Source organism: Catenulispora rubra, assembly GCF_015356825.1.
Taxonomy (GTDB): domain Bacteria; phylum Actinomycetota; class Actinomycetes; order Streptomycetales; family Catenulisporaceae; genus Catenulispora; species Catenulispora rubra.
This window is the reverse complement of record NZ_JAACYW010000139.1, coordinates 1-21808: the sequence shown is the minus strand read 5'-3', so window position 1 is coordinate 21808 and position 21808 is coordinate 1. Positions and strand designations below refer to the sequence as shown.

General features: G+C 69.2%; 17 protein-coding genes. 10 read left to right on the top strand and 7 right to left on the bottom strand.

The window, feature by feature from the left end; translation table 11 throughout:
- The first annotated feature begins 217 nt into the window (after window positions 1-217).
- Together GWK61_RS31210 and GWK61_RS31205 are read left to right on the top strand one after the other, a co-directional pair.
- Window positions 218-886 carry a LuxR C-terminal-related transcriptional regulator gene (locus GWK61_RS31210; RefSeq protein ID WP_194915088.1) on the top strand — a complete coding sequence of 223 codons (669 nt, stop codon included), beginning with the start codon at window positions 218-220 and terminating at the stop codon, window positions 884-886.
- A 68-nt stretch (window positions 887-954) separates the two neighbouring features.
- Window positions 955-1578, top strand: a complete 624-nt coding sequence (locus GWK61_RS31205; protein ID WP_194915087.1) for a response regulator transcription factor — start codon at window positions 955-957, stop codon at window positions 1576-1578.
- Between the two features lie 192 nt (window positions 1579-1770).
- Here GWK61_RS31205 and GWK61_RS31200 read toward each other — a convergent pair whose 3' ends face one another.
- Together GWK61_RS31200 and GWK61_RS60945 are read right to left on the bottom strand one after the other, a co-directional pair.
- Window positions 1771-3168, bottom strand: coding sequence for an LLM class flavin-dependent oxidoreductase (locus GWK61_RS31200; RefSeq protein WP_194915086.1), 1398 nt, complete (start codon window positions 3166-3168; stop codon window positions 1771-1773).
- A 118-nt stretch (window positions 3169-3286) separates the two neighbouring features.
- Window positions 3287-3373, bottom strand: a complete 87-nt coding sequence (locus GWK61_RS60945) for a putative leader peptide (RefSeq protein ID WP_369125628.1) — start codon at window positions 3371-3373, stop codon at window positions 3287-3289.
- A gap of 211 nt (window positions 3374-3584) precedes the next feature.
- Between GWK61_RS60945 and GWK61_RS31195 the strand changes: the two genes are divergently transcribed.
- Both GWK61_RS31195 and lon read left to right on the top strand, forming a co-directional pair.
- Window positions 3585-4085: a cupin domain-containing protein gene (locus tag GWK61_RS31195; protein ID WP_194915085.1), complete on the top strand. Its 501-nt coding sequence runs from the start codon at window positions 3585-3587 to the stop codon at window positions 4083-4085.
- Between the two features lie 156 nt (window positions 4086-4241).
- Complete coding sequence (gene lon, locus GWK61_RS31190; RefSeq protein WP_194915084.1) at window positions 4242-6773, top strand: endopeptidase La; 2532 nt, start codon at window positions 4242-4244, stop codon at window positions 6771-6773.
- Window positions 6774-6839: 66 nt separating this feature from the next.
- Here lon and GWK61_RS31185 read toward each other — a convergent pair whose 3' ends face one another.
- The 3 genes from GWK61_RS31185 to GWK61_RS31175 form a co-directional block, all read right to left on the bottom strand.
- Entirely contained in the window at window positions 6840-7862 is a 1023-nt protein-coding gene (locus tag GWK61_RS31185) for a S66 peptidase family protein (protein ID WP_194915083.1), read from the bottom strand.
- 191 nt (window positions 7863-8053) lie between these two features.
- On the bottom strand, window positions 8054-10498 hold the full coding sequence (locus GWK61_RS31180; protein ID WP_194915108.1) for an RICIN domain-containing protein: 2445 nt from the start codon (window positions 10496-10498) through the stop codon (window positions 8054-8056).
- Window positions 10499-10725: 227 nt separating this feature from the next.
- Window positions 10726-13203, bottom strand: a complete 2478-nt coding sequence (locus GWK61_RS31175; protein ID WP_194915082.1) for an RICIN domain-containing protein — start codon at window positions 13201-13203, stop codon at window positions 10726-10728.
- A 129-nt stretch (window positions 13204-13332) separates the two neighbouring features.
- Here GWK61_RS31175 and GWK61_RS31170 point away from each other — a divergent pair, with 129 nt between their 5' ends.
- Complete coding sequence (locus tag GWK61_RS31170; RefSeq protein WP_194915081.1) at window positions 13333-13794, top strand: GNAT family N-acetyltransferase; 462 nt, start codon at window positions 13333-13335, stop codon at window positions 13792-13794.
- Window positions 13795-13801: 7 nt separating this feature from the next.
- Here the strand turns inward: GWK61_RS31170 and GWK61_RS31165 are convergent, their stop codons facing one another.
- Together GWK61_RS31165 and GWK61_RS31160 are read right to left on the bottom strand one after the other, a co-directional pair.
- Entirely contained in the window at window positions 13802-16132 is a 2331-nt protein-coding gene (locus GWK61_RS31165) for a family 20 glycosylhydrolase (RefSeq protein WP_194915074.1), read from the bottom strand.
- 100 nt (window positions 16133-16232) lie between these two features.
- Entirely contained in the window at window positions 16233-16934 is a 702-nt protein-coding gene (locus tag GWK61_RS31160; protein ID WP_194915060.1) for an alpha/beta fold hydrolase, read from the bottom strand.
- Between the two features lie 92 nt (window positions 16935-17026).
- On the opposite strand from GWK61_RS31160, the gene uvrB reads away from it, so the two are divergent.
- From uvrB to GWK61_RS31135, 5 genes are all read left to right on the top strand, one after another.
- Window positions 17027-19138, top strand: a complete 2112-nt coding sequence (gene uvrB, locus GWK61_RS31155; RefSeq protein ID WP_194915057.1) for an excinuclease ABC subunit UvrB — start codon at window positions 17027-17029, stop codon at window positions 19136-19138.
- Window positions 19139-19591: 453 nt separating this feature from the next.
- Window positions 19592-20086, top strand: coding sequence for a DUF6343 family protein (locus GWK61_RS31150; protein WP_194915055.1), 495 nt, complete (start codon window positions 19592-19594; stop codon window positions 20084-20086).
- A complete protein-coding gene (locus GWK61_RS31145) occupies window positions 20083-20595 on the top strand; it encodes a hypothetical protein (RefSeq protein ID WP_194915053.1) in 513 nt (170 codons plus the stop codon). Before GWK61_RS31150 ends, GWK61_RS31145 begins: the two co-directional genes overlap by 4 nt.
- Window positions 20574-20729, top strand: a complete 156-nt coding sequence (locus tag GWK61_RS31140; RefSeq protein WP_194915051.1) for a hypothetical protein — start codon at window positions 20574-20576, stop codon at window positions 20727-20729. Before GWK61_RS31145 ends, GWK61_RS31140 begins: the two co-directional genes overlap by 22 nt.
- A 68-nt stretch (window positions 20730-20797) precedes the next feature.
- The coding region (locus tag GWK61_RS31135; RefSeq protein ID WP_194915043.1) for an LLM class F420-dependent oxidoreductase at window positions 20798-21808 on the top strand (1011 nt) is incomplete at its 3' end.

Below are 21808 nucleotides of genomic sequence, written 5' to 3'. Positions count from 1 at the left end.
CATCTCATGACTCGAAATCGCATGACTCGGAATCTCATGACCCGAACGTGTCGAAGCTCGTGGCGGATGGGCCGAACCGCGTGTGGCGTCGGCCTGATCACCCGTAGTCTCGTGTCCCGGCGCGGGAATGAGATCGTGCAGGTGCCGTCACTTCGGTCTCATTCATCGGAAGTACTGACTGATCCGGATTGATCAGGACCGACCAGGGGAGCGGGTCATGGCCGAGGGGACGATCGTGGTCTGCGACGCGTTGTGCGCCGTGGCCGACGCGCTGGCCGCCCACCTGCGGGGGGAGGGGCTGGAGGTGGTCGCGACCGTGTCCGGGTCGGAGGAACTGCTCGCGGCGGTCGCCGAACACCGGCCGGAGGTGGTGCTGGTGGACGTCGCGGTCTTCCGCAGCCATCCCGGACGGCTGCTTCGGGCGCTGGCGCGCGTCGGGGATGCCAAGGTCCTGATTCTCGGGCCGGCGACAGCGGTGGATGAGGCGGCGGAGGCGGTTCAGGACGGCGTCCAGGGGTGGATCCTGGCGGATGCGTCGAGCGCGGAGATGGTGAAGGCGGTCCGTGGCGCGCTGGTCGGCGAGTACTGGATGCCGATGGAGCTGATGGCGGCGGTCTTACGCAGCTACACGATCGCCGACCTGCGTGGCGAGGGACAGGAAGGTGCGGACTCTGATACGCGGGTGGCGGCGTTGGGCGTACGGGAGAAGCTGGTGCTCGAGTGCCTGGTCGAGGGCCTGGACCGGCGGGCCATCGCGAAGCGAATGGCTGTCTCCGAGCACACGGTCAGGACCCACGTCAGGCGGATCCTGAAGAAGCTGGACGCGCACAGCATGTTGGAGGCGGCGGCCATCGCTCGGCAAGCGGGGTTGGGCGGCGGGACCTGAGATCTTCACCTTTTAGTGTCATCGAGTGACCGGACGTTCCGGGGCCTCGTTGAAGTGGTGTGAGAGTCATGCTCTGCGACGCGTATCGGCTGTTCGCTGAGGCGTTCGCGTCGGCGTTGCGGCAGCGGGGTCATGACGTGGTCGAGGTCAGCTTCGATCCGCGCGGCTTGGCGGGGAGTGGTCGTAAGGCAGACATCTGCGTCGTGGACTTCGGGACGCCGACGCGTGAGCTCGCGGTGTTGGCGGAGGCGGCGAACCTTCGCGGCGCGAAGGTCCTGGCGTTGACCACCGAGCAGGACGCCGCGCCGCTGCACGCGCTGATCACCGCGGGTGTGGACGGGCTGATGTCGAAGCGGCGCACGTTAGAGGAGATCGTGGCGGCGATAGAGCGCCTGCACGCCGGCGCCGGGTACTACGACCCGGTCCTGGTGCGGCACGCGGTCACGACGCGGCGGCCCGGGACGGCATCCGCGGCGGGGCGGCTGACCGGGGCGTTGACGCCGCGGGAGTTGGAGGTGCTGCGGCAGTTGGTGAGCGGCGCCTCGACCGGCGGGATGGCTGCGGCGATGGGGATCTCGGTGACGACGGTGCGGAGCCATACGCAGGCGGTGTTGAACAAGCTGGGAGTGAACTCGCGGTTGCAGGCGGCGGCTTGTGCGGTGAGCCACGGGCTCGTCGAGCCGACTGTGTGAGCCGACTGTGAGCCGCCATGGAGCGCCAAGCATCATACGCAAGTACTACATACAAGGGCTAATACCATTGAGCGCCAACCAAAAGGCGCCGGGGCAGCCGATCCTCCCACAGCTCGGCCACCCCGGCGGGTCCGCGTCCTACCGGCAGCGATCAGGACGCGGAGTCTGGGGGTGTCTGCGCACGGCCGGCGCTCAGACGCGGGCCAGCGGTGGCAGCACCGCTCGTCGGACGGCGGTCGGCGCCGGCTCCGGGAAGTGGTCCTCGGGGCGGGCCACGTTGAAGCGTTCCCGCAGCGTGCCGACCTCGTACTCCGTGCGGAACAGGCCGCGCCGCTGGAGCACCGGCACCACGTGGTCGACGAACGCCGCGAGCCCGCCCGGCAGGATCGGCGGTGCGACGGTGAACCCGTCCGCTGCCCCGGCCTGCGCCCATTCCTGCAGCGAGTCGGCGATCTGCTCCGGCGTGCCGACCACCGCGCGGTGGCCGCGTCCGCCGCTCAGGCGCGCGACGATCTGGCCGACGGTCAGGCGCTCGCGGATCGCCAGGTCGGTGATCTGTATCCGTTCCCAAGAGCGTGCGAACCGGTGGCAGAGCGGGTCCTCCTCGCGCGGCAGCAGGCCGGCGGGGATCGGCCGGTCGGGGTCGAGCCCTGACACGTCGACGTCGAGCAGGTCGGACAGCTGGCTCACGCCCGGCTCCGCCAGCTGCAGCTCGGTCAGCTCGCGCGCGAGCCGCCGGGCCTCGGCCTCCGTGGAGCCGATGACCGGCGAGATGCCCGGCAGTATGACGGGGACGTCTTCTTCCCGGCCGTAGGCGGCGGCGCGCGACTTCACTTCGTGCGCGAAAGCCGCGGCGTCGGCGATGTTCTGCTGGGCCGTGAGCACGACCTCCGCGTACCGGGCCGCGAACTCCTGGCCGTCGGCGGAGGAGGCGGTGTGCACCAGCAGCGGCCAGCCCTGCGGCGTGCGCTGCACGTTCAGCGGGCCGCGCACCTTGAAGAACAGGCCCGTGTGCTCGACCTCGCGGATGCGGTCCGGGTCGGCGTAGCGGCCGGCGCGGCGGTCGTGCACCACGGCGTCGTCGGCCCAGCTGTCCCACAGCTGTGTGGCGACGTCCAGGAACTCCGCCGCGCGCTCGTAGCGCACCGCGTGCTCGACCGGCTCGTCCAGGTTGAAGTTGGCGGCCTCGGCCAGGTCGCCGCCGGTGGCCACGTTCCAGCCGGCGCGGCCGTGCGAGATGTGGTCCAGCGAGGCCAGGGTGCGCGCCAGGATGTAGGGCTCGTAGAACGTGGTCGAGGCGGTGGCGATCAGGCCGATGTGCTCGGTGGCCGTGGCCAGCGCCGTGAGCAGCGTCAACGGCTCCAGGCCGGCGGCGACGGTGACGTCGGGACGGCTGCGGACCGCGAGGCTGTCGGCCAGGAAGACCGCGTCGAACAGCCCGCGCTCGGCGGTGCGCGCCAGCTCGATGTGGTAGTCGCCGTCCAGGGCCCGGTCGCCGCCGCTGTCGGGGTGGCGCCAGGCCGCGTCGTGGTGGCCGGGGGCGTGCAGGAATGCGTTCAGGTGGAGCTGGCGGACATTGCGTGCGGGCATGAATGGACTCCCCGGATTGGGATTCTTCGGTGGACGAAGACTAATGGGGTCCGAATATTTCGGAGGCAGAAACTAATGTGCCTGGAGACTGGCTGCGGCCCAGCTCAGGGGCGTTGAGTCAGCATGCGCACGCAGGACAGATCGCGCTCGCGGTCCGGCGCAGATCGACGTGACGGCGAGCCACGAGAACAGTGGCGCGTCTCATGTTCTGAGAATGACAGCAAATCTCAGGGAACGTCAATATCGCGGGATATCCGTCTCAGTATTCGGCGCGATACGGCGTGATTCGGTGGTGATTCGGTGGTGATCGGGGTGGGATTCGGCGGCGGATCCCCGCAGTTCGGCCAAGTGGCCCAGGGACGCGAGCCAAGATCGGCTCTACCGGCCCGCGGACGCCCGGCCGTAGTGTTCGGGGCATGTCGTACCCCTCACCTCGCTACTTCGCCGAGCAGGGCGAAGTCAGCGCCACGTTCCGCACCGCCGACGCCGAGCCCGAGCTGAACATCGGCGGCGCCTCGCGCGTCAGCCTGCTGTCCACCGGCGGGACCACGGACGGTCTGTACGGCCTGTACCGCTGGGACATGCTCCCGGGCAAGCCGCAGACCACGACGTCGAGCGGGCATTACCACCGCACGTTCTCCGAGTCCTTCTTCATCCTGGACGGCAGCGTCGCGCTCTACGACGGCGCGACGTGGCGCGAGGCGAACGCCGGCGACTACTTGTTCGTGCCGCCGGGCGGCGTGCACAGCTTCGCGAACACCTCGGGGGAGGCGGCCTCGATGCTGGTGTTGTTCGCGCCGGGGGCGCCGCGCGAGCCGTACTTCGAGGAGCTGGCGGAGATCCGGAACGCGGGGCGAGTGTTGTCGCCGGAGGAGTGGACCGAGTTCTATGCGCGGCACGACCAGTTCATGACCTGATCGAGCACAGCAGGTGCGCCGACCTGCGCAAACCCCGTCACCTTCCGCCGCCGCACATCCGATCGCTCACAGCGAACAACCCCTCGGGAACACCACGCGGCTCCCAGACATTGAGTGAGTCAGACTCAACTTACTTCTTGTAGGGAGCCACAGCGAATGAGCGAGAACATGACCGGCGCGACCAAGGCCTTCCCGGTCATCCCGCTGGACGACGCGGTCGTCCTGCCGGGCATGGTCGTGCCGCTGGATTTGTCCGACTCCGAGACCCGCGCGGCCGTGGACGCCGCCGCCAACGGCCCCACGCGCGGGGGCAAGCCGCAGGTGCTGCTCGTGCCGCGGCTGGACGGCAACTACGCCAAGTCCGGCGTAGTCGCCATCATCGAGCAGACCGGCCGGATGGCCGGCTCCGGGCGCATGGTCGCCGTGGTGCGCGGGACGCACCGGGCCACCATCGGCGTCGGGACCACCGGTCCGGGCGCGGCCCTGTGGGTCGAGGCGATCGTGCTCGAGGAGCCTTCGATCACCTCGAAGACCCGCGAGCTGGCCAAGGAGTACAAGGACCTGGCCATCGAGATCCTGCAGCACCGCGAGGCCTTCCAGGTCGTCGACATGGTGCAGCAGATCTCCGACCCGTCGCAGCTGGCCGACTCCGCCGGCTACGCGCCGTACCTGAAGGCCGTGCAGAAAGTCGAGCTGCTGGAGACGCTGAGCGTCGACGAGCGGCTGGAGAAGCTGCTGACCTGGGGCCGCGAGCACCTGGTGGAGCTGGACGTCAGCGAGACCATCCGCAAGGACGTCGAGGACGGGATGGAGAAGCAGCAGCGCGAGTTTCTGCTGCGCCGCCAGCTCTCTGCGATCCGTAAGGAACTGGCTGAGCTCGACGGCAAGGAGGCCTCCGAAGAGGAGGACTACCGGTCCCGCGTCGAGGCCGCTGACCTTCCCGACAAGGTCCGCGAGGCGGCGCTGAAGGAAGTGGACAAGCTGGAGCGCTCCGGGGACCAGAACCCCGAGGCCGGCTGGATCCGTACCTGGCTGGACACCGTCCTGGAGATCCCGTGGAGCGAGCGCTCCGAGGACTCCTACGACATCGCCGGCGCGCGTGCCGTGTTGGACGCCGACCACGCGGGTCTGGACGACGTCAAGGAGCGGATCGTCGAGTACCTGGCCGTGCGCAAGAAGCGGCAGGACAAGGGTCTGGAGCTGGTCGGCGGACGTCGCTCCGGCGCGGTGCTGGCCCTGGTCGGCCCGCCCGGCGTCGGCAAGACGAGCCTCGGTGAGTCCGTGGCGCGCGCCATGGGCCGCAAGTTCGTCCGCGTCGCCCTCGGCGGTGTGCGGGACGAGGCCGAGATCCGCGGTCACCGGCGTACGTACGTCGGCGCGCTGCCGGGCCGGATCGTCCGCGCCATCAAGGACGCTGGAACGATGAACCCGGTCGTCCTGCTGGACGAGATCGACAAGGTCGGCGCCGATTACCGCGGCGACCCGACGGCGGCTCTGCTGGAGGTCCTGGACCCGGCGCAGAACCACACGTTCCGCGACCACTACCTGGAGGTCGAGCTCGACCTGTCGGACGTGGTGTTCCTGGCCACGGCCAACGTCCTGGAGTCCATCCCGGGCCCGCTGCTGGACCGCATGGAGCTGGTGCGGCTCGACGGCTACACCGAGGACGAGAAGGTCCTGATCGCCCGCGACCACCTGCTGCCGCGCCAGATCGACCGCGCCGGGCTGTCCACCGACGAGGTGGCGTTCGACGACGAGGCGCTGCGGCTGCTGGCTCAGCAGTACACGCGGGAGGCCGGTGTGCGTGACTTGGAGCGCGCCATCTCCCGGGTGCTGCGCAAGGTCGCCGCGAAGACGGCTCTGGCGGATTCTGAAGCCGCGGCGCTGAGCTTGATTGGAGAACCAGGCCCGGCGACGGTTCTGGATCAGGACACTGAAGTCGCATCCGACGACGCACCTGTTGCGAACACGGACGCGGCTGACGTCGAGGTGACTCCCGAAACAGCTCCCGGAGGTTCGAAGACCAAGCTCGTCATCACGGTCGAGAACCTGAAGGACTACCTGGGCCGTCCCCGCCACACCCCGGAGACCGCCGACCGCCTGGCCGTGCCGGGCGTGGCGACCGGCCTGGCGGTGACCGGCGCCGGCGGCGAGGTGCTCTTCGTCGAGGCCTCCCTGTCCGACCCGGAGACCGGCGGCACCGGCGTGACTCTGACCGGCCAGCTGGGCGACGTGATGAAGGAGTCGGCGCAGATCGCGCTGAGCTACCTGCGCTCGCACGGCGCCGAGCTGGAGCTGCCGGTGGCGGACCTCAGCAAGCGCGCGGTGCACGTCCACGTGCCGGCCGGGGCCCAGCCCAAGGACGGCCCGAGCGCCGGCGTCACGATGACCACGGCCCTGGCCTCGCTCCTGAGCGGGCGCCTGGTCCGCAAGGACGTGGCGATGACCGGTGAGGTGTCCCTGACCGGCCGGGTCCTGCCGATCGGCGGCGTGAAGCAGAAGCTGCTGGCCGCGCACCAGGCCGGTGCGACGACCGTGCTGCTGCCCAAGCGCAACGGCCCCGACCTGGACGACGTCCCGGACGAGGTGCTGGACAAGCTGACCGTGCACCTGGTCGGCGACGTGCGCGAGGTCCTGGACCTCGCCCTGGAGCCCGCGGAGCGCCCTGTCGCTGTGGCTGCCGTATAGGCGCACTCCGCGAGTAAACCGAAGCCCTGGACCGATCCCCTCCGGTCCAGGGCTTCGGCATGTCTGTCAGGAGGCTGGTCCTGCGGCGCGTTCTACGGCCGGTTCGAGCAGCGACAGTGTCCGCTGCTCCGCGTCGAGCCCGACCCGGACCCCGAGCGGCATCGGCAGATTCGGCCCGGCGTGCCCGACCTCGACGTTGCCCAGGACCGGGATGTCCCGGTCGCCGAGGACGTCGAGCACGATCTCGCGCAGCGTCGGCGACGCACCGGGCTCCAACCCTGCGATGTCGCGCGGAACGCCGACGACCATGCCGGCGATCCGGTCGAGGATGCCCGCGTGCCGCAGCACCTGGAGGTAGCTCCACACGTACGCGGCCTGACCGCCCAACTCCTCCCAGAACAGCACGGCACCGTCGAACGCTTCGAGCGGCAGCCCGAACGACGTCGCCTGCACCAGCGCGATGCGGTTGATCACACCGCCGATCAACGGGCCCTCGACTCGACCGGCCCGACCGGCACGCCAGCACTCCCACGCAGCACTCGCAGGCAGCGCACCGATCGCCTCGTCACCGGTCAGCAGCGCGAAGTAGAGTTTCTCCAACTCGGCTTGCCTGGCTGCGGTCGCGGACTGCCAGTGCCCGCCGAAGCCCGGCACGGCCATATCGGCGTGGAACCCGACCAACCCGGTACGCGCATACAGCACCAAGTGCAGCAGCGAGATGTCGCTGTAGCCGAGGATCGGCTTGGGGTCGGCCTTGATCGCCTCGACGTCGATCAGGTCGAGGTAGCCGAACACCGTCTGGCCGCCGTCACTGGCGACGATCGCACGCACCTCGGGATCCCGCAGCAGACCATTGAGCTCCCCGGCGATCTCCGCCGGAGCAGCGGCGCTCCACCAACGGCCCCGCCCCGCTTCCAGCAGCGGAGCCCGGCGCACTCGGAACCCCATCCGTTCGAGCACGACCACCGTCCGCTCGACATTGGGCTCATACTCGGCTGGCAGCGGCCCGGACAACGCCGCGATGACGACGAGATCTCCGGGCCTCAGAGCACGCGGTCGGAGCACATGAGGCAATGCGGAACCAGTCATCGCGCCAGTCTCGCGGCCGCACCGGCTGAGGTCATCCGACTTTGCCCGGTGTTCCCACCCGGTGTTTACCACCCGGTGTTCCCACCCGGTGTTTACCACCCGGTGTTCCCACCCGAGCTACGAACGAGCCGAAAAACCGAGGCCACCGCGAGGATGTCCCCGCGGCGGCCCCGGCTCTGAGCCGCTGTCGACTAGCTCAGCGTCCACTGCTGGAGCGCGGAGCCGGTGTCCGTCTCCTGCGTCACCAGCGCACCGGCGGCCGTCGAAGCCGTGGTCAGCAGCAGTCCGGTGTGGTTGTTCTTCAACGTCCACAACCCCGACGGCAGCTGTGTCGCCGTCCAGCGCTGATTCACCGCCCCGGAGCACGACCACTGGATCACCGCGGTCCCCGGCGCCGTGTTGCCGCCGTTGTCGTCGGCGCACATGCCCGAGTCGCCGTTCGTCAGCGTGTAGCTGCCGTCCGTCTGACGCGCGAACGTCCACTGGTTCGTGGCGCGCGAAGCGGCGCCGGTCACCAGCTGGTCGCCGCCGTTCTTCGAACCGTTCGGCGTCTCCAGCGCCTGTCCCGAATTCGCCAGGGCGTGCACGCCGGACAGGTCCACCGGCTTCGGGCTCACCGCGTAGGTGAACGTGGTGCTCGCCGAGGCGTGCCCGGAGGAGGCGGTCACCGTGACCGGGGACGTCCCCGGTTCGGTCGGCGTGCCGCTGACCAGGCCGCTGCGCGCGTCGATGGTCAGGCCCGCGGGCAGCCCGGTCGCCGAGTAGCGCAGCTGCCGGCCCTTGGAATCGCTGCCGTTGACCTGCACGCTCGTCGCGGTCCCGACCACGCCGCTCTGGTTCCCCGGCGTCGCCACGTGCACGACCTCAGGGCCCTGCCCCGGATGCGCCGGCGTGAACGTCAGCGTCTGCTCCGAGGGCTGACGCCCGCCGCCGACCGTGCTGCCGGACGTGTCCGTCCACGTCCGCACCGGCGTGGTCTCCGCCGAGCGCGAGGAGTCCCACGCCATCCCCAGCGCCAGGCCGCTGTCCCGGTTCACCAGCCGGAACGAGCCCGGCGAGCCGGCGTTCGGCACGGCGAACCACTCCTGGCCCACGCTCGGGCCGGACGCGCCGATCGGCGTCGCCGACGGAGCCGTGCCCCAGGCGCGCGCCGCGGTCTTCGAGGAATCCACGCCCAGCGCGTCCCCGGTCGCGGCGTTCACGACGGTGTAGGACCCGTCGCCGGTCGGCGCGATGGACCACGCCGCCTGCGCCCAGCCGTAGTACGCGTCCAGCGAGGTCACCCGCGAGCTGCCGGCGGCCTGCGCCAGCACCCGGCCGTTCCCGCTGTTGATGACCACGTTCTGACCCTGCGGCACCACCGGCCGCGCCGGGGCCGAGCTGCCGATCGTGACGTCCGCGTACTCCCCGTCCGAGGTCGCGCAGGCGATCGAGCAGTAGGAGCGGAACGTCTTGCCGACGATCGTCGGGCTCCACTGGTTCGCGGTGTCCGCGAACCACCGGTACCAGGACCCGGACACGTAGCTGCCCGAGTCGCCGATCAGGCGCCACTTCTGGGTGGCCAGGTTGTCGGTGGCGTAGAACTGCTGCGGTTCCTTGCCGGTCTGGCCGACCGTCTCCGGCTCGCCGATGTAGAGGCCCAGGTAGGCGTCGTAGGTGATGTTCATGATGAACAGCGGCGACTTCGTCGGCAGCTTGCCCGCGGCCATCTGCTGGTCGGCAGTGCCGGTGGTGGCCGGGTTGTAGTCGTGCGCCGGGTCGGTGTAGCCGGTCGGGTTCGCGGCGTCCACCGGCTCCATGTTGCTCTCCAGGCCGCCGACGCCGGGCTGCGACCAGTTGCCGTCGTACCACTTCTGCCAGGTCCCGGCGGCCATCTTGCCGCTGATCGGGGCGCGCGCGACGTGCGCCAGGCCGCCGTTCTGCTTGCCTCCGGTACCCGGCTTGTTCACGATGCGGGAGCCGTAGAACACGTAGAAGTAGCCGGACGCCGGGTCCACGAACAGGCGCTGGTCGCCGTCGCCGTAGTCGTACGTCTGGTTCGGGAAGGCCTTGGTGTCGTTGCGGGTGGTGCTGTACGGCGAGGTGATCGCGTGCCCGAGGATCGACCAGGTCTTGCCGTGGTCGTGCGAGACCGCGTAGTCGATGGCGTCGTAGTGCAGGCCGTCGCCGAAGGGCTGCGGGGTGAACTCGTTGTGCACCAGGCCGTACCAGTCGCCGGTGTCCGGGTCGACCCAGGTGCCGGACAGGTCGCAGTAGTTGCGCTGCGAGTAGTAGCCGGTGCCGTTGTTCATGTACGTCGACTCAAGGCCGGTCGGGCTGTTGTTGCAGCGCCAGGTGGTGTCCTTGTTCGAGTCCTGGGCGTCGGCCGGGTTCACCGCGTTGCTCAGGCCGGTGTCCAGCGTCGCGTCGTCGAAGTTCGTGCCGCTGTAGAACTCCCACGAGCGCGGGTCGGTCTTGGCGTACAGCGAGTACGACTCCTGGAAGTGGAACGAGCCGTCGGCGTCGAGGTAGGCCGAGGCCGGGGTGTCGTCCGGGTACGCGAAGCCGTTCACGGCACCGATCGAGATCTGGTACGTGGGCTTGGCGCCGGACGCCGCCGAGGCCGCCGACGCTTGGCCCGAAGGCAGCAACGCCATGGCCGCGACCGCTGCGACAGCGGTCGTCACGGCGAGGGATTTGCGCGGGTGTCGCACAGGTACTCCGTTCAGCTCTGAACGTTCATCCGGTGGTACCACATGGTTATCTCGCAAGATCGAGCAACGAGTCGAGCATTCTCAAGCAGAATCCAAGTCGGCGCGGAGAAAAGTGCAGGCGCCCGGATCGTCATTGATCCGGGCGCCTGGCACGCTTTGCTACGTCGTTGCTAGTTGATCGTCCACTGCTGGAGCGCCGACCCGGTGTTGGTCTGCTGCGTGACCAGCGCCCCGTTCGACGTCGAAGCCGTCGTCACCAGCAGCCCGCTGTTCACGTTCGTCAACGTGTACGCGCCGCCGGCCAGCTTCGTCGCCGTCCAGTGCTGGTTGCTGTTGCCGGTGCAGGTCCACTGGATCACCGACGTCCCCGGCGTCGTGAACCCGCCGTTGTCGTCCATGCACAGCTGCGACTGCTGGTTCTGGATCTGGTACGAGCCGTCCGACTGCTGCGTGAACACCCACTTCTGGTTCGACCCGCCGTTCGGCGACCACGTGATCAGCTGCGTCCCGGCGGTCGTGGAGTGGTTCGGATCGTCCAGCGCCTGGCCCGACGCGGCCAGCGTGTGCGTCCCGTTCAGGCTGACCGGCGCCGACCCGACGGTCCAGGTGAACGTCGTCGAGCCGCTCGCGGTCCCCGACGAGGCGGTCACCGTCACGCTCGACGAACCGGCGGTGGTCGCCGTGCCGGAGACCAATCCGGAGGAGCTGATCGACAGCCCGGCGGGCAGTCCCGTGGCGGAGTACGTCAGGGTGTTGTTCTTGCTGTCCGAGGCGGTGATCTGCAGCGAGGCCGCGGTGTTCACGGTCGTGGTCTGCGTCCCCGGGTTCGCGACCGTCACCGTCTCGGCGCCCGACGACGTCACCGCCGTGAACGCCAGCGTCTGCTCCGCCGCGGTCCGTCCGCCGCCGACGCTGCTGCCCGAGGTGTCGTTCCAGGCGCGCGTCGGTGTGGTCTCGGCGAGCCGCGAGGTGTTCGACGACAGCGCCAGCACCAGGCCGCTGTACCTGTTGACCAGCTTGTAGCTGCCGCCGGCGCCGGTCGCCGGCACGATCCACCACTGCTGTCCCACGCTGCCGGTCCCGCCGGACAGCGTCGTCGCGGTCGGAGCGGTGCCCCAAGCCCGGCTGGAGGTCGTCGAGGAGTCGACGCCGAGGGCCTGGCCGGTCGAGGCGTTGGTGATGCGGTAGGAGCCGTCGCCGTTGGCGGTGAACTGCCACGCCTCCAGCGCCGAACCGGACGCGGCGGCGTCCGAGGTGGTCGCCGAGCTGTTCGCGACCTGCGCCAGCACGCGGCCCGCGGACGTGCCGATCGTGTAGGACTTGGTGGTGTCCACCGGTGGCTGCGCCGGAGCGGTGGAGCCGATCGTCTCGTTGGTGTACAGCGAGCCGGCGTTGTTCACGCAGGCCACCGAGCAGTACGCGCGGAACGACTTGCCGACGATGGTCGGGTTCCACTTGTCGCCGCTGTCGGCGAACCACCGGTACCAGGACCCCTGCGTGTAGGAGGACCCTGAGTCGCCGACGTAGTACCACTTCTGCGTCGACAGGTCGTCGGTGACGTAGTACTGCTGCGGCTGGGTCCCGGAGACGACCTCCGGCGTGCCGAGGTACAGGCCCAGGTAGGCGTCGTAGGTGATGTTCATGATGAACAGCGGCGACTTCGAGGGCAGCTGGCCGGCCGACACCTGCTGGTCCACGGTCCCGGTGTTTGCCGGGTCGTAGTCGTTGGCCGGCGCGGTGTAGCCGTTCGGGTTGCCGGAGCCGACCGGCTCCATGTTGCTCTCCAGGCCGCCGACGCCGGGCTGCGACCAGCTGCCGTTGTACCACTTCTGCCAGGTCCCGGTCGCCATCTTGCCGCTGATCGGGGCGCGTGCGACGTGCGCCAGGCCGCCGGTGCTGCCGCCGACGCCGCCCTTGGGGACGACGCGGGAGCCGTAGTAGACGTAGAAGTACCCTGACGCGGTGTCCACGTACAGCCGCTGGTCGCCGTCGCCGTAGTAGTACGTCTGGTTCGGGAACGCCGTCGTGTCGTTACGGGTCGTGCTGTACGGCGAGGTGATCGCGTGGCCCGTGATCTTCCAGGTCAGGCCCCGGTCGGTGGACACGGCGTAGTCGATGGCGTCGTAGTGGAGGCCGTCACCGAAGGGCTGGGGCGTGAACTCGTTGTGCACCAGGCCGACCCAGTTGCCGGTGTCGGGGTCCACCCACATGCCGATCAGGTCGCAGAAGTTCGGCTGGGTGTAGCCCGAGCCGGACCCGGCGCTGGTCGAGGACAGACCGGTCGGGCTGTTGTCGCAGCGCCAGGTGGTGTTGTTGTTCGCGTCCTGGGAGTTGGCCGGGTTGACCGAGTTGCTGATCGTCGAGTTCAGGCCGGCGTTGTCGAAGTCGCTGCCGGAGTAGAACTGCCAGACCCGGCCGTCGGTCGACCCGTAGCCCGAGTAGGACTCCTGGAAGTAGAACGTGCCGTCGCGGTCGACGAACGCCCCGGCCGGGGAGTCGGACTGCGCGGAGAAGCTGCCGTTTGAGCCGATGGTAACGGTGTACGTGGCGTTCGGCGGCGTGGCCGAGGCGCTGCCCGACGTCAGCGCGCCGACGCCGGCCAACGCGCCGGCGGCGAGGGACGCCAGGAGGGTTTTGCGGAGTCTCACAGGTACTCCTTCCGAGGGGTGGGGATTGCCCGAGAGTTATCTCTCACCGGCGGGTGCGAGTCGAGCTTTTCCGAGCAGAATCCAAGGCCGCGCGGAGAAAAACACAGTGCGTTCGGTAAGGTCTGAGGAATGCTTTCGGATGTGACTGTGCGACCGGCCCGGCCCGCTGAGGCCGAGGTGCTCACCGAGCTCGTCATGCGCTCCAAGGCCCATTGGGGCTACAGCGAGGAGTTCATGGAGAGGTGCCGGGCGGAGCTCACGATCCACGCCGACGAGGTGGTCCCCGCACGCATGACGGTCGCCGAGGCCGCCGGCCGGGTCGTGGCCGTGGCGACACTGGAAGGGGAGCCGCCGGAGGCTGAGCTCGGGAGCCTGTTCGTCGATCCGGACACCATCGGCAAGGGCGTGGGACGCCGGTTGCTCCAGCACATGCTCGAACTCGCGCGCGGCGCCGGGGTCCGCACCGTAGTTCTTGATGCGGACCCCAACGCCGAGCCGTTCTACGAGGCGATGGGCTTTGTCCGGGTGGGTGTCGTGCCGTCGGGCTCGATCCCCGGACGGACGCTGAACCGCTACGCCTTCGACCTCTGAGCTGCTGCTAGTTGATCGACCAGTGCTGCAACGCGCTGCCGCTGTCGCTCTGCTGCGTCACCAGCGCGTTGTTCGCCGTCGAGGCGGTGGTCAGCAGCAGACCGCTGGTCACCGAGGCGATCGTGTAGCCGCCGCCGGTCAGTGCCTTGACGTTCCAGTGCTGATTCGCGTTCCCGGTGCAGGTCCACTGGATCACGGCCGCGCCGGCCGCCGTGGAGCTGCCGGTCACGTCCAGGCACAGCCCGGACGCGCCGTTGGTTAGCTGGTAGGAGCCGTCGGGCTGCTGGGCGAAGGTCCATTGCTGGTTGCTGCTGTTGTGCAGGACCCAGGTGATGAGCTGGGTGCCGGTCGCGGTGGAGGATCCGGGGTCGTCCAGGGCCTGGCCGCCGGTGGTGATCGTGTGCGTGCCGTTCAACGATGAGGCCGCGTCGTCGAAGACCTCGAACTCCCATAGCGAGTAGCCCCACTGCGTGCCGCGCGCTGTGCCGTCCATGCGGATGTAGCGGCCGGTGGCGTTCGGGAACGTGAGGGTTTCCGTGCCGCCGGTGCCGTTGGTGCGGGTGGCGACAGTAGTCCAGGTCGTGCCGTCGTTGGACAGCTGGATCTGGTAGTTCTTGCCGTACGCGGCCTCCCAGGCCAGCACCACGCGGTTCACGGTCTGCACCGAGCCCAGGTCCACCTGGAGCCACGTCGGGTCGACGTACTGGCTGGACCAGCGGGTGCTCAGGTCCGCGTCGGTGGCGTCGGACGCGGGGAAGTTCGCCGTCTCGATGCTGGAGGCGGTGGTCGGCTTGCCCTGCGCCAGGTCGCCGGCGATGGAGGGCTTCGGGTAGAGCGGGTTGCGGCCGACGGCGTCCATGATCGGGACGAAGGCGGCGTAGGTCGAGACCAGCTTGGGGGAGTTCCACGTCATCTGCGCGAGGTCGCGCATCGGGTACTTGATGCCGTCGGCGGTCTGGTCCTCGGTCTCGGCGCCCGGGTTGTCGCACCAGACGTGGATCAGGGATCCGAGGTCCTTGGTGCTGTCGTTGATGGTGTTCGACCCCTGGAACAGGTCGGGGTTCCAGGACTCGTACATCCACGTGGTGTCGGGCTTCGCGCCGCCGTAGACGTAGTACGTCGGGGTCCAGGACTCGTTCGCGACCGTGTGGCCGGCGTCGATGAGCTGCTGCGGGGTGAGCCCGTAGTCGTACCAGTACTCCACGATGATGTCCGGGTTGACGGTGATCGTGCCGTCGCCGGACTTCAGGCCGTCGTTCCACATCCGCATCGTCTTGCCGCCGGCCCGGACGATGCCGTCGGCCCAGTTCACGAAGCCGTAGTAGGTGTCCTTGGCGGTGGCGTTCGCGCCGTAGTTCTGTTGGGCGTAGGTGAGCAGCTGCGGGTAGGAGCTGTAGTTGGTGACGTACTCGTCGGCCCCGAGGTGCCAGTACGAGCTGTTGGTGAACAAGGGCTCGTACTCGGTGATCAGGTCACTGATCAGCTGCCGGGCACCGGGGATGGTCAGGTCGATGAAGCTGCTGCTGGCGTTGCCGCTGCTGTCCTTGAGCCGGTAGTCGTGGCCGATGCCCAGCTCGGCGGACAGGATCGCGTCCATGTGGCCCGGCATGTCGATCTCCGGGACCACGGTCACGTGGTACTGGTTCGCCAGCGCGATGATGGTGGCGATGTCCTGCTTGGAGTAGTGCTGCGCGGAGGTGATCTCCGGGTGCGTGGTGCTCTCCAGCCGGAAGCCATAGGTGTCCGACAGATGCAGGTGCAGGTAGTTCATCTTGAGGTAGGACATCTCGCGGATCTGGTTCTCCACGAACGCCACGTCGAAGAAGCGGCGGCCGGTGTCCAGCATCAGTCCGCGCTCGGACTTGTCGGGGGAGTCGGTCGCGATGCCGGCCGCGATCGTCGCGCTTTGGTGCAGGAGCTGCAGGACGCTGCGGGTGCCCCAGAACTCGCCGGTGGTGGTGCTGCCCTGGATCGAGATGCTGGTGCCGACGGTCATGGTGTAGCCCTCGGAGGGCTGGCTGCCGCCGAGGGTCAGGGCGATGTCGCCGGGGCCCGCGGTGCCCTGTGCGACGCCGACGGTGCGGCCTTCCAGGGCGGACAGGTCGGTGGCGAAGGTGGTGGCGTCGCCTTGGAGCTGCGCGGCGTAGGCGGGGTCGATGACGACGCGGCTCGCTGAGCTCCAGGTGTAGGAGCCGGAGCCCGCTGACCAGGTGCGGACGGCGGGGACCGTCTGCGGTGGACCGGAGGCGGCGTGCGCTGCCTGCGGAGCCGCAGCGACGGAGACGGGGACGACGGCGGCTATGAGGGCAGCCGCCGGGAGGATGCGGAGGGATCGCATGGACCTGCCCGGTTCACTAGGGGGAGCGGTGCATGGTTTTGAGCGAAAGGTGCGTGGTCTAGACCGCTGGCGCGCGCTAGTGCGCAGTATTGAACAAGGATTAGCGCTTGGCAAGCGTCTCCACGAACTCTGACAAGAATGCGGCGACCGGTTCGGGGCGGGTGACGACGGCGAGGTGGTCGGCGTCCAGGCGGGTCGTGGGCCAGCCGAGGGCTTCGGCGCGGTCGGCCTGCTCCTGGTAGCCCTCGCTGAGTTGGAGGTATGCGCACCGGGTGGCTTCGGGCCAGGTCACCGTGTGTGGGGCCGGCTCTTCGAAGTAGGCGAGGGCGATCGGGTGGAGCTCGTCCAGGAAGGCTTTTCGTTGCTCCGTATGCGGAATCAGCTCTGTCATGAGCTCCGGTGGGAACCACTGGTTCCAGGGCGGGAGCATGCCGTCGTGGGCCATCGCGGTCAGGGCTTCGCGGAAGTCGGGTGGGGAGGCGTCGAAGTCGCTCAGGCCGGGGCGGGGGAGTTGGGCGTCGATGAAGGCGGCGGCTTTTACTCGGCCGCTGAGGGCGTCGGCGACGGCTGGGAGGTAGGCGCCGGCGCCGCTGTGGCCGACGAGGACGATCTCGTCGTGGTGTGCGTCGCGAGCGACTGCTTCGGCGAAGCGGCGCGCGTAGGGTCCGGGGCTGGCGGCGATGCCGTGCAGGCTCGGCACATGTACCTCGTACCGACCCCGCAGCAGATCCGCGACCGGCTGCCAGGTCGCGGGGCCCACCAACGGGCTGTGAACCAGGATCAGGAGTGGCGCGTGTGACATGAGGCGATTCTCGCTGAGCACCGCTCCGCGGCGTTCCCGCGCTTGTCGGCGCTTGTCAGCGCTTGTCAGAGGCGCCGCGTAATCTCTAGACCATGCGCCCTCTGTCCGAACTCACCCGCACCGTCGCGCCGATCGAGGTCGTCAGCGACTACCAGCCCGCCGGCGACCAGCCGGCGGCCATCGCCGAGCTGGCCCGGCGGATCGCGGCCGGGGAGAAGGACGTGGTGCTGCTGGGCGCCACCGGTACCGGCAAGTCGGCCACCACCGCGTGGCTGATCGAGAAGGTCCAGCGCCCGACCCTGGTCATGGCGCCGAACAAGACGCTGGCCGCGCAGCTGGCGAACGAGTTCCGGGAACTGCTGCCGAACAATGCGGTCGAGTACTTCGTCTCCTACTACGACTACTACCAGCCCGAGGCGTACGTCCCGCAGACCGACACCTACATCGAGAAGGACTCCTCGATCAACGAGGAGGTCGAGCGGCTGCGGCACTCCACCACCAACTCGCTGCTGACCCGGCGCGACGTGGTCGTGGTCTCGACCGTGTCCTGCATCTACGGCCTGGGCACGCCGGAGGAGTACCTGAAGGCCTCGGTGCGGCTGCGGGTCGGCGAGGAGCACGACCGCGACAAGATGCTGCGCCGCTTCGTGGACATGCAGTACACGCGCAACGACTTGGCCTTCACGCGCGGCACGTTCCGGGTGCGCGGCGACACCGTCGAGATCTTCCCGGTCTACGAGGAGCACCCGGTCCGGATCGAGATGTTCGGCGACGAGGTCGAGCGGCTGATGACGCTGCACCCGGTCACCGGCGAGATCCTGACCGTCGACGAGGAGCTGCGGGTCTTCCCGGCCACGCACTACGTCGCCGGCTCGGACCGGATGGAGCGCGCGCTGGGCAACATCGAGATCGAACTCGCCGACCGGCTGGCCGAGCTGGAGAAGCAGGGCAAGCTGCTGGAGGCGCAGCGGCTGCGCATGCGCACCACCTACGACCTGGAGATGATGCGGCAGGTCGGCTTCACCTCCGGCATCGAGAACTACTCCCGGCACATCGACGGCCGCGAGGCCGGCTCCGCGCCGTCCACCCTGATCGACTTCTTCCCCGAGGACTTCCTGCTGGTCATCGACGAGTCGCACGTCACCGTGCCGCAGATCGGCGCGATGCACGAGGGCGACGCCTCCCGCAAGCGCACGCTGGTCGAGCACGGCTTCCGGCTGCCCTCGGCGATCGACAACCGCCCGCTGCGCTGGGAGGAGTTCGAGGAGCGGGTCGGGCAGACGGTGTACCTGTCGGCGACGCCGGGCCCGTACGAGCTGGCCAAGCAGGCCGACGAACCCTCGAAGACCCCGGTCGAGCAGATCATCCGGCCCACCGGCCTGGTCGACCCGCAGGTCGTGCTCAAGCCGACGCACGGCCAGATCGACGACCTGGTCGCCGAGGTCCAGGCGCGTGCCGCCCGCGACGAGCGCTCGCTGGTCACGACGCTGACGAAGAAGATGTCCGAGGACCTGACGGACTACCTCCTGGAACGCGGCGTCCGCACCCGCTACCTGCACTCCGAGGTGGACACGCTGCGCCGCGTGGAGCTCCTGCGCGAGCTGCGCCTGGGCGAGTACGACGTCCTGGTCGGCATCAACCTGCTGCGCGAGGGCCTGGACCTGCCCGAGGTCTCCCTGGTGGCGATCCTCGACGCGGACAAGGAAGGCTTCCTGCGCAGCGGGCGCTCCCTGATCCAGACCATCGGCCGCGCGGCGCGCAACGTCTCCGGCGAGGTCCACATGTACGCGGACACCATCACCCCGTCGATGCGGCTGGCGATCGACGAGACCAACCGCCGCCGCGACAAGCAGATCGCGTACAACGAGGCCCACGGCGTCGACCCGCAGCCGCTGCGCAAGCGCATCGCGGACATCACCGACCTGCTGCAGCGCGAGGACGCCGACACCGCCGAGCTGCTCGGCGGCTCGGGACGGCAGCAGTCGCGCGGCAAGGCGCCGGTGCCGGGCGTCGCGTCGAGGGGGACGATGCGGTCGCTGGACGTGGCCGGGAAGCCGGCGGAGGAGCTGCTGGGGCTGATCGAGGACCTGTCGCAGCAGATGCACGCGGCTGCGGCGGAGTTGCAGTTCGAGCTGGCGGCTCGGTTCCGGGACGAGATCGGGGAGTTGAAGAAGGAGCTGCGGGCTATGCAGGCGGCTATGTAGGGGTTGTAGGGCTGGTGGTTGGGCTCTGGTAGCTGGGGCGGTCTGCGGCGGAGCGCTGCGGGCCGCCTTTGGCGTGGTGGGGGCTTGGGCTGGGCTGCTGCGGCTCGGCGCTGATGGCTGGTGCGGCGGTGCTCGGGGGAGTCGGGCAGGGTGGCCGGCTGGCACGGCGGTGCCTGGTTCTCGGCTTGGAGTAGCGGTTCGGCGCGGCTGGCACGGCGGTGCGGGTTGGCATGGCTGATGTGATGATGCTCGCGGCGGGCAGGCGGGCAGGCGGGTGCGGCGGCGAGGTGTGTGCGAGCTGCGGCTCGGCGTGGCTGGTGCAGCGGTAGGGCGCGGCTCGGCGTGGCTGATGTGGTGATGGTTGTGGCGAACGACCGCGGCGGCCAGGTGTGTCGGTGATATCCGAGCCTCCCCACCGGGCATTACTCTGGAAGAGAGGAGCGAAGCATCGCGATGACCAGGTTCGATCCGCACCGGATCCGCAGCGGCGACGAGCCCATGCACGCGCGCAGTCCCTTGCGCATGCGGCTGACCATGGCTCTGATCGGGCTGGCCAGTGCGATCGGCGGGGTGGTCTTCTTCCTCACCCAGCACGCCGTCGGCTTCGTCGTCTTCTGCGCCGTCGTCGGCCTCGCCGCCCTGGTCGACGCGCTGGTCGTGGTCCGCCACATCCGTCAGGGCCCGCATTGGCAGCCCGGGCGCGACATTCCGCCGTACCACCCCGTCGAGGAGCCCGAGGACCGGCCGGAGGACCCTTCGCCGCTGTCGCAGCGGACCCGGGAGCAGGTCTACCTGATCATGATGGGCACCTGCCTGGTGCTCGTCATCCTCGCCTGGACCGTCGTCCGGCTGTTCTCGCCGGGCCTGGCGATCGCGATGAGCGTCGTGGCGGCGTTCATCCCGCCGTTCGCGGTGATGGTGGCGAACGCGCGGGGGCGGAATTGGTGAGCTTGTCGAGGGCCGGGATGGACGGCATCCCGGCCCTCGACCCGTTGAGCTATCCCGGTCGGACGGTCGACGGGCCCGCGTTGCTCAGCGGATCGCAGTTGTTTGCGATGGCGTCGGCAGAGCAGCAGCACATGGGTAGCTGGCTCGTCGACGGCGGCGCGACTCTGGACGAGGCGCTCGACGAGGCCGGCGGGCCGTCGAACGGCAAACGTCATCCGGTGATCGCGATCGGTTCCAACGCCACGCCCGGCCAGCTGCGCTACAAGCTGAGCCGGCTCGGCCTTCCCGTAGTCGTCCCGATGACGACGCTGCGCGTATCACGGCTCGGTGTCGGCGTCTCAGCACACGTCGCGCGGAACGGCTACGTTGCCAACTCCCCGTTCGCGGACCCCGGCGGCGAGGCCGAAGTGGTGCTGACTCTCCTGGACGCCGACCAACTGCAAGCCGTGGACGACACCGAGCTGCCCCGCTACCGCAGGGTTCTGCTGTGGAGCTTCGCGATGTGGTGAAGCAGATCTTCCGCGAGTCCGGCTGGGTCCTCCCGCAGGACGCCTTGATCCGAAGCGTCTACGAAGGCAGCGCTCCGTCCGCCTTCACCTACGACGAAATCTCACCTCTGGCGAGCAGTCGCGACCACACGTAGGCTGCGCTCTGCCGTCCCATTACTGTAACGTGTTCTAGTTCCGTCCCAGACCCCGGCGAGGAGCCTCCATGACCGCGGACCTCAAGCTCGGCCTCCAGCTCGGCTACTGGGCCTCCACCCCGCCCTCGTACGACTGGGTCGGCCTGGCGCGTGAGGCCGAGGACCTCGGCTACGACTCGGTCTGGACCGCGGAGTCGTGGGGCTCCGACGTGTTCACGCCCCTGGCGTACCTGGCGGCCAGCACCAGCCGCATCCGCCTGGGCACCGGCATCGCGCAGATGGCGGCGCGCACGCCCACCGCCACGGCCATGCACGCCATCACGCTGGACCACCTCTCCGGCGGCCGCGTGATCCTGGGGCTGGGGCTGAGCGGGCCGCAGGTGGTCGAGGGCTGGTACGGCCGGCCGTACCCGAAGCCGCTGGCGCGCACCCGCGAGTACGTCGAGGTGATCCGCAAGGTCCTGCGCCGCGAGACGGTCACCAACGACGGCGAGTACTACCCCCTGCCGTATCAGGGCCCGGACTCGATGGGCCTGGGCAAGCCCCTGCGCACCAACCTGCGCCCCCTGCGCAAGGACCTCCCCCTCTTCCTTGGCGCTGAGGGCCCCAAGAACGTCGCCCTGACCGCCGAGATCGCCGACGGCTGGCTCCCCCTGTACTACGTCCCGGAACGCCCCGAGGTCTACGCCGACCAGATCGCCGCCGCCAAGCCCGGCTTCGAGATCACCGCCATGGTCCACCTCGCCTTCACCGGCCCCGCCCCCGAAGACATCGAACAGGCCCTGTGGCCCATCAAGGGCGCCCTGGCCTTCTACATCGGCGGCATGGGCGCCAAGGGCGCGAACTTCCACAAGAACCTGATGGTCCGCATGGGCTACGAAGCCGAAGCCGACCGCATCCAGGAACTCTTCCTTGATGGCAAACGCGACGAGGCGGTGATGGCCGTGCCGAGCGCGTTCGCGGACGAGATCTCGCTGGTCGGGCCTCCGGAGCGGATCAAGGAGCGTCTGGTGGCGTGGCGGGAGTCTCCGGTGACGACGTTGTTGGTGACTGCTCGGGAGGGGGAGACGCTGCGGGGG